The organism is Mesorhizobium sp. P2_D6 (assembly GCF_056404315.1).
Window position 1 is genome coordinate 626825 of the sequence record NZ_JBFUEG010000003.1, and the last position, 11521, is coordinate 638345.

Consider the following 11521-nt stretch of genomic DNA (forward strand, 5'->3'; position numbering starts at 1 on the left):
TTCAAATGCAATTGGTTGCATGATTACACTGGCCGAAAGTTTTGCTTCGCACCACGCCAGGAGCGTTTATCCCTTCGACATTTCAAGGAGGGGCTTTCGACAACTAAAGGACGAGCACCCCTGCCCTCCCGTCCGCCTTGGAACGACGGAAGGATTCAGGCTTTTTCGTGATCCAGGCAACAGCTTACGCCAGATTTCTCCGGCGTGCGATCATGTTTGGCAACAGGCGTTAATCGTTGCTGGCGGCGCAGCTAGCCCAGGCTGGCGATCCGAATCACGAACACGGTCGTCGGCCGCACCGGTTCCACGTGCAATTGGGCGACGTCTGGGCCGATCACGAGCGTGTCACGAGGTCCAAGCCGGGACGGTGTCGGGTCGGTCACGCCGACCTCGCCGTCGAGCGGCAGGATAAGGGTCGTTGCGGTCGTCGGACGGATATCGGTCGGGGCTGAGACCATGAGGCGCTCGACCGTGTGGGTCGCTCGCCCGCGGCGGGTCATGACGTTGAGGTCGGTGATCGGACCGGAGATCAGCGCCGCCGTGGTCGGCACATCGGCCGGGAAGGCAAACGGGGCGGAGGCTCCAGTCAGGCTCTCCGGCGGCCGGCCGGTAATATCGAGGACGATGCCCTCGCCTTCCAGCACAGCCAGCGTGCGGTCGACGCCGGCAAAGCCGGAGAACGGGCCGTCGCCCTCGACGCGCGCCATCGAGATGCGCCAGTCGAAATCGTCAAGCCTGGCACCGTCAGGCGAGACAGCGATCTCGGTCGTCGTGCCGCCGCCGTTCTTCCACGGCATGACGCGGTAGTCGGCGGCACGAAGGATGCGCATCGTCTTCTGCCAATCAGCCGAGGATGCCAGGCAGGTTGAGCTGATGCTCCTTGGCGCATTCAATGGCGATGTCGTAGCCGGCATCGGCGTGGCGCATGACGCCGGTCGCCGGATCATTCCACAGCACGCGCTCCAGGCGCCTTGCGGCATCCGGCGTGCCGTCGGCAACGATGACCATGCCGGAATGCTGCGAGAAGCCCATGCCGACGCCGCCGCCGTGGTGCAGCGACACCCAGGTGGCGCCCGACGCGGTGTTGAGCAGCGCGTTGAGCAGCGGCCAGTCGGAAACGGCATCGGAACCGTCCTTCATCGCTTCCGTCTCGCGATTCGGCGAAGCGACCGAGCCGGAATCGAGGTGGTCGCGGCCGATGACGACGGGCGCCTTCAATTCGCCCTTGGCTACCATCTCGTTGAAGGCGAGGCCGAGCCTGTGGCGGTCGCCGAGACCGACCCAGCAGATACGCGCCGGCAGGCCCTGGAAGGCGATGCGCTCGCGCGCCATGTCCAGCCAGTTGTGCAGATGGGTGTTGCCGGGGGTAAGCTCGCGCACCTTGGCGTCGGTCTTGTAGATATCCTCGGGATCACCCGAAAGGGCTGCCCAGCGGAACGGGCCGATGCCCCGGCAGAACAGCGGCCTGATATAGGCCGGCACGAAGCCCGGGAAAGCGAAGGCGTTCTCGAAGCCTTCGTCCTTGGCGACCTGACGGATGTTGTTGCCATAATCGAGGGTCGGCACGCCGGCATTCCAGAAGGCGACCATCGCCTCGACATGTTCGCGCATCGACGCGCGCGCCGCCTTTTCGACAGCCTTGGGGTCGCTGACGCGCTTCTCGCGCCACTCAGCCATCGTCCAGCCCTTGGGCAGATAGCCGTTGATGGGGTCATGCGCCGAGGTCTGGTCGGTGACTATGTCGGGGCGAATGCCGCGCTTGAACATTTCGGGCACGATCTCGGCAGCGTTGCCGAGCAGGCCGACGGATTTCGCTTCGCCGGCCTTGGTCCAGCGCTCGATCATTTCCATCGCTTCGTCCAGCGTCTCGGCCTTCTCGTCGACATAGCGAGTGCGCAAGCGGAAATCGATCGAGTCCGGATTGCATTCGATAGCGAGGCAACAGGCGCCGGCCATGACGGCGGCAAGCGGCTGGGCGCCGCCCATGCCGCCGAGGCCGCCGGTCAGGATCCACTTGCCTTTGAGGTTGCCGTTGTAGTGCTGTCGGCCGGCTTCTACGAAGGTCTCGTAAGTGCCCTGCACGATGCCTTGCGTGCCGATATAGATCCAGGAGCCGGCCGTCATCTGGCCGTACATCATCAGGCCCTTCTTATCGAGCTCGTTGAATTTATCCCACGTCGCCCAGTGCGGCACGATGTTGGAGTTGGCGATGAGCACGCGCGGCGCGTCGGTGTGCGTCCGGAAGACGCCGACCGGCTTGCCCGACTGCACCAGCAGCGTCTCGTCCTCATTGAGTGTCTTCAGCGACGCGACGATGCTGTCGAAATCGTTCCAGGTGCGCGCGGCCCGGCCGATACCGCCATAAACGACCAACTCGTTGGGGTTTTCGGCGACATCCGGATCGAGATTGTTCATCAGCATGCGCAGCGGCGCTTCGGTCGTCCAGTATTTGGCGTTGAGCTTGTCGCCGCGCGGCGCACGCACTTCGCGGATGTTGTGGCGAGGATTATTCATCATTGTCCCTTTCGAGTAAGGCGGCGGCTCAGCGCCCGGCCCAGTCAATGGCGGTTTGGAGGATTTTCGTCAGCGTGGCGCGCATCGGTGCGGCGAACTCGGCATCATAGGGCACCGGCCAATTGTCCGGTTCACCCTTGCCTTCGGGCTCGCGCAAATAGCCGCGATCGGCAAGTTCCATCTGCAACGCATGGTAGCCGCCTTGCGGGTTGCCGAAATAGCGCGTGATCCAGCCGCCCTTGAAACGGCCGTTGATGACATTGCTTTCACCGCTTTCGGCCATGATCTGGCCGACCAGCGCCTGCAGCGTCGGGTCGGCGGTCTGGCCGTCATTGGTGCCGAGGTTGAACACCGGCAGCGTGCCATAGAACAGGCGCGGCAGCACGGACCGGATCGAGTGGCAATCGTAGATGACGATTTTTTCGTGCAGGCCGCGCAGCCTGACGGCCTGGGCCGCCAGCATTTCATGGTAGGGCACGAAATAGGATATGCGGCGCTGGTCTATCTCCGACGGCGTCGGTTCCGCACCGGGCAAATAGAGTGGATCGCCGTCGAAGGTCTCGGTGGGGCAAAGCGTGGTCGTCGTCTGCCCGGGATAGAGCGAGGCGCCGGAGGGATCGCGGTTGACGTCGATGACGGTGCGCGAGATCGACGTATGCACAACCGTCGCACCGAGGCCGGCGGCGAAATCATAGAGATTGTCGATCCACCAGTCGCAATCGCGGCGGCCGAGCCAGGGCGAGACCAGCCGGCTGTCGATGCCGGCGAGATCGATGCCGGTGTGCGGGATCGACACCAGAAGAGGTGCGGTGCCTTCTGTGACTGTCAGCCAGTCGGTCATGTCAGGCTCCCGAGATCGAAGGCAGTGTCACCGCGCCGGCAGCCTTGATGGTGGCGCCGCTGCGCACCATGGCGATGGCCTTTTCCATGTCCGGGTGGAAATGCCGGTCCGTGTCGAGATGCGGCACCTCGGAGCGGACCAGCTTGCGCACGGCTTCCAGGGCCGCGCTCGACGCCAACGGTGCATGGAAATCGCAGCCCTGCGCGGCGGCCAAAAGTTCGATGCCGATGACGGCCGTGGCATTCTCCACCATGCCGATCAGCCGGCGGGCGCCGTGCGCCGCCATCGAGACATGGTCTTCCTGGTTGGCCGAGGTCGGGATGGAATCGACGCTGGCCGGATAGGCCTTCTGCTTGTTTTCGGAAACCAGTGCCGCCGCCGTGACCTGCGGGATCATGAAGCCGGAGTTCAGGCCGGGCTTCGGCGTCAAAAACGCCGGCATGCCGGAGAGTGCCGGATCGACCAGCATGGCGATGCGGCGTTCCGACAGCGAGCCGATCTCGCAGACGGCGAGTGCGATCATGTCGGCGGCGAAAGCCACCGGCTCGGCGTGGAAATTGCCGCCGGAGAGCGCCGTATCGTCCTCGGCGAAGATCAGCGGATTGTCGGTGACGCCATTGGCCTCGGTGCCGAGCGTATCGGCGGCCTGACGCAGCACGCTGAGGGCTGCACCCATCACCTGCGGCTGGCAGCGCAGGCAGTACGGGTCCTGCACGCGCTCGTCGCCAACGCGGTGCGATTCACGGATGGAGCTGCCGGCCATCAGATTGCGCAGCGCCGCAGCCGTCTCGATCTGGCCGGGGTGCCTTCTCAGGAGATGAATGCGCGGATCGAAGGGTGCGTCCGAACCTTTGGCGGCGTCGGTCGACAGCGCACCGGCGACCAACGCCGACTGGTAAAGCACCTCGGCCTCGAACAAAGCGGCCAGCGCATAGGCGGTCGAGAATTGAGTGCCGTTGAGCAGTGCAAGACCCTCCTTGGCTCCGAGCGTCACCGGCTCCAGGCCGTGCGAGACGAAAGCAACCTTGGCCGGGAAGCGGCCATGCGGAGTAAAGCATTCGCCGACGCCGATCATCACCGCGGTCATGTGCGACAGCGGCGCGAGATCGCCGGACGCGCCGACCGAGCCTTGCGCCGGCACGACGGGGATGACGTCGTTGGCGAGCATTGCTTCCAGCAATTCGATGGTTTGCGGCCGCACGCCGGAAGCGCCCTGCGCCAGGCTGGCGAGTTTTAGCGCCATCATCAGCCGGACCACCGCGACCGGCATCGGCTCGCCGACGCCGGCGGCATGCGACAAAACGATGTTGCGCTGCAGCGTTTCAAGGTCGGCGGCCGGAATTCGGACGCTGGCCAGTTTGCCGAAGCCGGTGTTGATGCCATAGACCGGCTCACCCTTGGCGACGATGCGGGCAACCGCCTCGGCACTGGCCTTGATCTTAGGACGGCAGGCGGCATCCAGCTTCGGCACGGCGCCACGGTAGATGGCGCGCCAGTCGGCCAGCGTCGCATTGCCGGGCCTCAGAGTGAGTTCGGTCATTGTCCTCTCCAGATGCGGGCATGAAGCGGATTGAAGCCCATGCGGTAGACGAGTTCGGCCGGGCGCTCGATGTCCCAGATCGCCAGATCGGCGGATTTGCCCGCCTCCAGCGTCCCGGTCTGACCGAGCAGTCCGAGCGCGCGGGCGGCCTCGCGGGTGGTTCCGGCCAGGCATTCCTCGACCGTCAGGCCGAACAAGGTCGCGGCCATGTTCATGGTCAGCAGCAACGAGGTCAGCGGCGAGGTGCCGGGATTGTTGTCGGTGGCGACCGCCATCTTGACGCCGTGTTGGCGAAACAGGCCGATCGGCGGCTTCTTGGTTTCGCGGATGAAGTAATAGGCGCCGGGCAGGATCGTCGCCACAGTGCCGGCCTTGGCCATCGCCACAGCGCCGGCCTCGTCGGTGTATTCAAGGTGGTCGGCCGAGAGTGCGCCATACCGCGCGGCAAGGGCCGCACCATTCAGGTTGGACAGCTGGTCGGCATGGAGTTTGACCGGCAGGCCGAGCGCCTTGGCCTTGTCGAAGACGCGGGCAATCTGCTCCGGCGAAAAGGCGATGCCTTCGCAGAAACCGTCAACGGCGTCGGCCATGCCTTCGGCGGCGATGGCCGGCAGGATCGTGTTGGCGACCAGATCGACAAAAGCGTCCTTGTCGCCCTTGGCTTCCGGCGGCAGCGCATGCGCGCCGAGGAAGGTGGTGCGGACCGTGACGGGGCGCTGCTTGTCCAGGCGCCGCGCGGCACGAAGCGACTTCTGTTCGTTATCGAGATCGAGCCCGTATCCCGACTTTACTTCTACCGTGGTGACGCCTTCGGCCATCAGCGCATCGAGCCGCGGCAGCGTCTGCGCAACCAGTTCGTCTTCGCTGGCGGCGCGCAAGGATTTGACGGAGGAAACAATGCCGCCGCCGGCGCGGGCGACTTCTTCATAGGTGGCGCCGGCCAGCCGCATCTCGAACTCGTTGGCGCGGTTGCCGGCATGGACGAGATGAGTGTGGCAATCGATCAGGCCGGGGGTGATCCAGCGGCCTTCGCAGTTGGTGGTCTCGCTGCCCTGAGCCAAGGCTGACGGCATGTCTGCTTCCGGCCCGGCATAGACGATGGCGCCGTCGCGGGCTGCGATCGCGCCCTTCTCGACGATACCCAGTCCGGCTTCGGCCATGGTCGCCAGGCGCGCATTGCGCCAAAGGTGAAGGTCCCCTGCCCGGCTTTTGTTCTGTGCCGCCATCATCTTTTTCCGTTTGATTGGATGGCGATTATGTATATACATATTGGAACGCACTGCAAGTGCTATTGTCATCGGAAATTCGGATTCGGAGAAAAACGTGACGGCGATCTTTGCGGAACAGGCGCTGCTGGCCGATGGCTGGCATGACAAGGTGCGGATTTCGTTGACCGACGGTCGCATCGCGGCCGTCGAGCCGGGCTCCTCGCCGCAAACCAACGACGAGCGGCACGCCATTGTTGTCTCCGGCATGCCGAACCTGCACAGCCACGCCTTCCAGCGCGGCATGGCGGGGCTCGCCGAACTGCGCGGCCCCTCCGCCGACAGTTTCTGGAGCTGGCGCGAAGTGATGTACCGCTTCGCGCTGTCGATGACGCCGGACCAGGTCGAAGCGGTGGCAGCGCAGCTCTATGTCGAGATGCTGGAGGCCGGCTTCTCGCGCGTCGGCGAATTCCACTATCTGCATCACGACCGCGACGGAAAACCCTATGCCAACCTTGCCGAGATGGCCGAGCGCATTGCCGCCGCATCGGCTGAGACGGGCATAGGCCTGACGCTGCTGCCGGTGTTTTATGCGCATTCTTCGTTCGGCGGCGCCGCGCCCAACGAAGGCCAGCGGCGATTCATCAACGATGTGAATCGCTTTGGACGCTTGCTTGAGAAAAGCCGCGAATCCGTTCGCACTTTGAATCAAGCGGTCGTAGGCGTTGCCCCGCATAGCCTGCGCGCCGCAACGCCCGAGGAACTCGGCGTCGTTGCCGCGATGGCGCCGGACGGGCCGATCCACATCCACGTCGCCGAGCAGGTGAAGGAAGTCGAGGACTGCCTCGCCTGGTCGGGCGCGCGGCCGGTCGAATGGCTGCTCGCCAATGCCGGGATCGACAAAAGCTGGTGCCTGATCCATGCCACCCACATGACCGAGACTGAGATCATCGGCATGGCGAAAAGCGGCGCCATTGCCGGCCTGTGCCCGATCACCGAGGCCAATCTCGGCGACGGCACTTTCGCCGCGTCGCTGTTCACCGAACATGGCGGCCGCTTCGGCGTCGGCTCCGATTCCAATGTGCTGATCGGCCTGCCGGACGAATTGCGCCAGCTCGAATATTCGCAGCGCCTTGCGCATCGCGCCCGCAATGTTCTGGCGGTGGCTGGCGGCTCGACCGGGCGGGCTCTGTTCGACGCCGCGCTTGACGGCGGCAGCACGGCACTTGGCGCCGGTCCGTCGCTGATCGCCGCCGGTGGCCCAGCTGATTTCGTCTCGCTCGACCAGAACCATCCCTCGCTGACTGGCAAGAAAGGTGACGCGATCCTCGACGCCTGGATCTTTGCCAATGGCGGCAAGGTCGATTGTGTCTGGGTGCATGGCATAAAGCAGGTCAGCGGCGGTCGGCATGCCAGGCGCGAGGTAATCGCCGAGCGCTTTCGCCGGGTGATGACGGCGCTTTCGGCATGAGCATGATCGAGACAGCTGCGGTGGAAGGCGGCGGTTCGCTGCACCAACGCATCCTGTCTGATATCAGCGAAAAAATAATGTCCGGCGTCTGGGCGCCGGGCTTCCGCATCCCGTTCGAGCACGAATTGACGGCCGAGTACAATTGCTCGCGCATGACGGTGAACAAGGCGCTGTCGCAACTGGCCAAGGCCGGGCTGATCGAGCGCCGCCGCCGTTCCGGCAGTTTTGTCCGCCAGCCGCAGTCGCAGGCGGCGGTGCTGGAAATCCACGACATCAGGATCGAGGTCGAGGCGCTTGGGCTGGCCTATCGCTACGAGCGCGTGGCGCGGCAGAAAAGGCGCAGCAGTGCCGAGGATCGTGGCTTGCTGGAACTCGGCGCTGCCGGACAGGTGCTGGCGCTCGAATGCCGGCATTTCGCCGGCAAACGGCCATTCGCACACGAACAGCGGCTGATCAATCTCGCCGCCGTTGCGGGAGCCGGCGAGGAAGAGTTTCTCGACATCGCCCCCGGCCCCTGGCTGATCGGCCGCGTGCCATGGAGCGAGGCCGAGCACCGCATCCGCGCCGTGGCGGCGGACAGGCACATTGCCGAAGCTCTCGATATTGCAATCGGCGCGCCATGCCTGGTGGTCGAGCGCCGGACCTGGAGCGCGGAGTATCCAGTGACGCAGGTGCGGTTCACTTACGCTGCCGAGAGCCACACGCTGGTGGCGCGGTTCAGGCCTTCGCAGGGGTAGCGCAATGCCCACTTCTCCCCTTGTGGGAGAAGGTGGAACGGCGCGATAGCGCCGAGACGGATGAGGGGTGCTGGACGGAGTGAGGGGTTGAAATATCGAAGGATTTTAAGCGCTTAGTTCTTTTAAGCAGCGATCCTTCCAACACCCCTCATCCGACCGAGCTTCGCTCGGCCACCTTCTCCCACAAGGGGAGAAGGAAAAGTCGGCGCTGTGCCTCAGATCGCCGCCGTAATAATAATCTCGACCGTGTATTCCGGCCCTGCGAGCTTGGCTTCGCCGGTGGCGCGGGCGGGCGTGTTGCCTTGCGGCACCCACTTGTCCCATTCCTTGTTCATCTCGGCGAAGGTGCCCATGTCGGCCAGCCAGATGATCGCCTGTAGGATCTTGGTCTTGTCAGTGCCGGCCTTGGCCAGCAATTCGTCGATGGTGGCGAGGATCGACTTGGTCTGCTCGCCAACGCTGGCGCCAGGCGTCCCGACCTGGCCGGCCAGGTAGACGGTGTTGCCGTGGATGACGATCTGGCTCATGCGCGGGCCAACATCGATGCGACGAATGCTCATGGGAGTTTCCTTCCTGTTGTCGGTGGCGCCTGTTTAGAGTTGACGCCGGCTCCGGGCAAGGCCAACAGCGCGAAACCTCTTGAGCCTGGTTGGATCTTAGGCCGCAAATGTCTATCTGCGCCGAGGGATTTCTTTCCGGCGCGGATTGCCGATCTCGTGCGAGAGTGGCAAGACTCCGGCCAACCAGATTGCGAGGATGAGAGCCATGGAATATCGCGAAATCAGCGAGGACTATTCGGTCTCGGGCCAGATCCAGCCCGAAGATGCCGCTGCCATCAAGGCCGCCGGCTTCAAGAGCGTGATCTGCAACCGGCCGGATGACGAGCAGCCCGGCCAACCCTCAGCCGACAGCGTCAAGGCGGCGGTCGAAGCCGCCGGGCTGGCCTTCCGCTACATCCCGGTGATCAGCGGCCAGATCACGGCCGAGAATGTCGAGGATCAGGCCGAGGCGCTCGACGCGCTCGAAGGGCCGGTGTTTGCTTATTGCCGATCTGGAGCGCGGTGCACGAATTTGTATGGGCTGATCCAGCAACAGAAGGGCTAAATCGGCAGCGCGCCGGTTTCCTTCAGCGTTTCCAGCACGATCGCAGTCTTCACATGCTGCACGGATTCGTGCGGCAGGAGTACACCGTTGACGAACTCCGACAGTGATTTGAGATCGGGCGTCACCACTTTCAGGATATAATCCATCTCGCCGGTCAGCGCATGCGCCTCCTGCACCTCGGGCAGCCGCGCCAAGAGTTCGCCGAAGCGCCTGGCATTGTCACGGTTGTGGGTGGCGAGCGTCACCGAGATGACGTTGACCAGCGAGAAGCCGAGCTTGTCGCGGTCGAGCACGGCGCGATAGCCCTTGATGTAGCCGTCTTCCTCCAGCCGCTGGCGGCGGCGCGAGCATTGCGAGGCCGACAGGTTCACGCGTTCGGACAGATCGTTGTTGGTGAGCCGCGCGTCGCCCTGCAAAAGAGCCATTATCTTGCGGTCGAATTGATCGATGCGCGCATCATCCATGGATTTATCTCCAATCATGCATGAATTACGCATGACCTGAGCATTTCAAGCGTTTGAATGCAAGCACCGTGCGGCCGCTTTGCGCTATCCTTGGATATCTCGTGGTCCGATGCGGCCACCATCCGTTTGGAGGAATGCCATGGGTCCCTTCCCGCACGACGCCCCGCCCGCCAAGATCAGCAAGGAAAACCCCGCCGGCACCGACGGTTTCGAATTCGTCGAGTTCGCGCATGCGGAGCCGCAGAAGCTAGCCGAACTGTTCACCCGCATGGGCTATGTCGCGGTGGCCAAGCACCGCACGAAGGACATCACCGTCTGGCGACAGGGCGACATCAACTATGTCGTCAATGCCGAGCCGGGCTCGCATGCGATGAAGTTCGTTGACAAGCATGGCCCCTGCGCCGCCTCGATGGCCTGGCGGGTGGTCGATGCCAAACATGCTTTCGACCATGCAGTGTCGAAAGGCGCCACGCCTTACGAAGGCGATGACAAGGCGCTCGATGTGCCGGCGATCGTCGGCATTGGCGGCTCGCTGCTCTATTTCATCGACGCCTATGGCAAGAAGGGCTCGGCCTATGACACCGAGTTCGAGTGGCTAGGCGAACGCGATCCGCAGCCACAAGGCGTCGGCTTCTATTTCCTCGACCACCTCACCCACAATGTCTATCGCGGCCAGATGGACAAATGGTGGGACTTTTATCGCGAGCTGTTCGGCTTCAAGCAGATCCATTTCTTTGACATTGATGGCAAGATCACCGGCCTGGTCAGCCGCGCCATTACCTCGCCCTGCGGCAAGATCCGCATTCCGCTGAACGAGTCCAAGGACGAGACCAGCCAGATCGCCGAGTATCTGAAGAAGTACAATGGCGAAGGCATCCAGCACATTGCCGTCGGCACCGATGAAATCTACGCTGCCACGGACAAACTGGCCGCCAACGGTCTGAAATTCATGCCCGGCCCGCCCGAGACCTATTACGACATGTCGTATGACCGCGTGAACGGCCATGACGAGCCGATCGAGCGGATGAAGAAGCACGGCATCCTGATCGATGGCGAAGGTGTGGTCGATGGCGGCACGACCAAGATCCTGCTGCAGATTTTCTCCAAAACCGTGATCGGGCCGATCTTCTTCGAATTCATCCAGAGGAAGGGCGACGAAGGTTTTGGCGAAGGCAATTTCCGCGCTCTGTTCGAATCGATCGAGCAGGACCAGATCAAGCGCGGCGTGATCAAGGTGGACGGCAAGGCGGCGTAACGACGAAACTACTAACGTCGAGCTGCCCCTCACCTGCCTGCCGGCATCCTCTCCCCGTATAGTGACGGGGAGAGGGGGCGCTCTCATCGATGATTTCGCTAATCTCCAGCGTCGCAAGAAGGGCGCCGAGGCTGCAGTCAGTGTCCAGCCGATAGATGGGTAACAGAATGAACCGGATACATAGGTAACACTTCTCTCCCCCTATGCGTCCGGCGCAGCGCCAAGCGGTTTGGTTGGCGCGGCGCTGCGGCGGACAAGCTTCATACGCCTGGTGTCGATGATGCCGAGCGGATGGGCATGGAAGGAGAGTGTCCATTCGCCGTCCTCGGTCTGCGCGGCTGCGACCGGCTCGCCGGCCAGCGCTTGCGAGACATAGATGAAGCCGCCATT

Annotated in this window: 11 protein-coding genes and 1 pseudogene; 4 read left to right on the forward strand and 8 right to left on the reverse strand. The window is 63.5% G+C overall.

Annotation, left to right across the window (positions count from 1 at the left end):
* Window positions 1-251: 251 nt before the first annotated feature.
* The 5 genes from AC1D1L_RS09525 to hutI are packed head-to-tail and all read right to left on the reverse strand — an operon-like array spanning window position 252 to window position 6121.
* Window positions 252-830 (reverse strand): HutD/Ves family protein, encoded by a 579-nt coding sequence (locus AC1D1L_RS09525; RefSeq protein WP_477340711.1) that lies wholly within the window; start codon window positions 828-830, stop codon window positions 252-254.
* Between the two features lie 13 nt (window positions 831-843).
* The gene (gene hutU / locus AC1D1L_RS09530; protein ID WP_477340777.1) at window positions 844-2514 is read right to left on the reverse strand and encodes a urocanate hydratase; all 1671 of its coding nucleotides are present in this window, start codon (window positions 2512-2514) and stop codon (window positions 844-846) included.
* Between the two features lie 28 nt (window positions 2515-2542).
* A complete protein-coding gene (gene hutG / locus AC1D1L_RS09535) occupies window positions 2543-3355 on the reverse strand; it encodes an N-formylglutamate deformylase (RefSeq protein WP_477340713.1) in 813 nt (270 codons plus the stop codon).
* Between the two features lies 1 nt (window position 3356).
* A complete protein-coding gene (hutH, locus tag AC1D1L_RS09540; RefSeq protein WP_477340715.1) occupies window positions 3357-4895 on the reverse strand; it encodes a histidine ammonia-lyase in 1539 nt (512 codons plus the stop codon).
* Complete coding sequence (gene hutI / locus AC1D1L_RS09545; protein ID WP_477340717.1) at window positions 4892-6121, reverse strand: imidazolonepropionase; 1230 nt, start codon at window positions 6119-6121, stop codon at window positions 4892-4894. Before hutI ends, hutH begins: the two co-directional genes overlap by 4 nt.
* 97 nt (window positions 6122-6218) lie before the next feature.
* On the opposite strand from hutI, the gene AC1D1L_RS09550 reads away from it, so the two are divergent.
* Together AC1D1L_RS09550 and hutC are read left to right on the forward strand one after the other, a co-directional pair.
* A complete protein-coding gene (locus tag AC1D1L_RS09550) occupies window positions 6219-7571 on the forward strand; it encodes a formimidoylglutamate deiminase (RefSeq protein ID WP_477340719.1) in 1353 nt (450 codons plus the stop codon).
* Window positions 7568-8308: a histidine utilization repressor gene (hutC, locus tag AC1D1L_RS09555; RefSeq protein ID WP_477340721.1), complete on the forward strand. Its 741-nt coding sequence runs from the start codon at window positions 7568-7570 to the stop codon at window positions 8306-8308. The genes AC1D1L_RS09550 and hutC overlap by 4 nt, the downstream gene beginning before the upstream one ends.
* A 215-nt stretch (window positions 8309-8523) precedes the next feature.
* Here the strand turns inward: hutC and AC1D1L_RS09560 are convergent, their stop codons facing one another.
* Window positions 8524-8868, reverse strand: coding sequence for a RidA family protein (locus AC1D1L_RS09560; protein ID WP_192252993.1), 345 nt, complete (start codon window positions 8866-8868; stop codon window positions 8524-8526).
* Between the two features lie 205 nt (window positions 8869-9073).
* On the opposite strand from AC1D1L_RS09560, the gene AC1D1L_RS09565 reads away from it, so the two are divergent.
* On the forward strand, window positions 9074-9412 hold the full coding sequence (locus AC1D1L_RS09565) for a protein tyrosine phosphatase family protein (protein WP_477340723.1): 339 nt from the start codon (window positions 9074-9076) through the stop codon (window positions 9410-9412).
* Here AC1D1L_RS09565 and AC1D1L_RS09570 read toward each other — a convergent pair.
* Window positions 9409-9876: an Lrp/AsnC family transcriptional regulator gene (locus AC1D1L_RS09570; protein ID WP_181061738.1), complete on the reverse strand. Its 468-nt coding sequence runs from the start codon at window positions 9874-9876 to the stop codon at window positions 9409-9411. The genes AC1D1L_RS09565 and AC1D1L_RS09570 overlap by 4 nt on opposite strands.
* Before the next feature lie 139 nt (window positions 9877-10015).
* Between AC1D1L_RS09570 and hppD the strand changes: the two genes are divergently transcribed.
* A complete protein-coding gene (gene hppD, locus AC1D1L_RS09575; protein WP_477340725.1) occupies window positions 10016-11131 on the forward strand; it encodes a 4-hydroxyphenylpyruvate dioxygenase in 1116 nt (371 codons plus the stop codon).
* A 201-nt stretch (window positions 11132-11332) separates the two neighbouring features.
* Here hppD and AC1D1L_RS09580 read toward each other — a convergent pair.
* A pseudogene (locus tag AC1D1L_RS09580) lies at window positions 11333-11521 on the reverse strand (integrase); the annotation flags it as partial.

Excerpts from the sequence above, each read along its gene's own strand:
- hppD (WP_477340725.1), top strand. The coding sequence starts at position 10,016 with ATGGGTCCCTTCCCGCACGACGCCCCGCCCGCCAAGATCAGCAAGGAA.
- hutI (WP_477340717.1), bottom strand. The coding sequence starts at position 6,121 with ATGGCGGCACAGAACAAAAGCCGGGCAGGGGACCTTCACCTTTGGCGC.
- hutH (WP_477340715.1), bottom strand. The coding sequence starts at position 4,895 with ATGACCGAACTCACTCTGAGGCCCGGCAATGCGACGCTGGCCGACTGG.
- hutU (WP_477340777.1), bottom strand. The coding sequence starts at position 2,514 with ATGAATAATCCTCGCCACAACATCCGCGAAGTGCGTGCGCCGCGCGGC.
- AC1D1L_RS09560 (WP_192252993.1), bottom strand. The coding sequence starts at position 8,868 with ATGAGCATTCGTCGCATCGATGTTGGCCCGCGCATGAGCCAGATCGTC.
- AC1D1L_RS09565 (WP_477340723.1), top strand. The coding sequence starts at position 9,074 with ATGGAATATCGCGAAATCAGCGAGGACTATTCGGTCTCGGGCCAGATC.
- AC1D1L_RS09525 (WP_477340711.1), bottom strand. The coding sequence starts at position 830 with ATGCGCATCCTTCGTGCCGCCGACTACCGCGTCATGCCGTGGAAGAAC.
- hutG (WP_477340713.1), bottom strand. The coding sequence starts at position 3,355 with ATGACCGACTGGCTGACAGTCACAGAAGGCACCGCACCTCTTCTGGTG.
- AC1D1L_RS09570 (WP_181061738.1), bottom strand. The coding sequence starts at position 9,876 with ATGGATGATGCGCGCATCGATCAATTCGACCGCAAGATAATGGCTCTT.
- hutC (WP_477340721.1), top strand. The coding sequence starts at position 7,568 with ATGAGCATGATCGAGACAGCTGCGGTGGAAGGCGGCGGTTCGCTGCAC.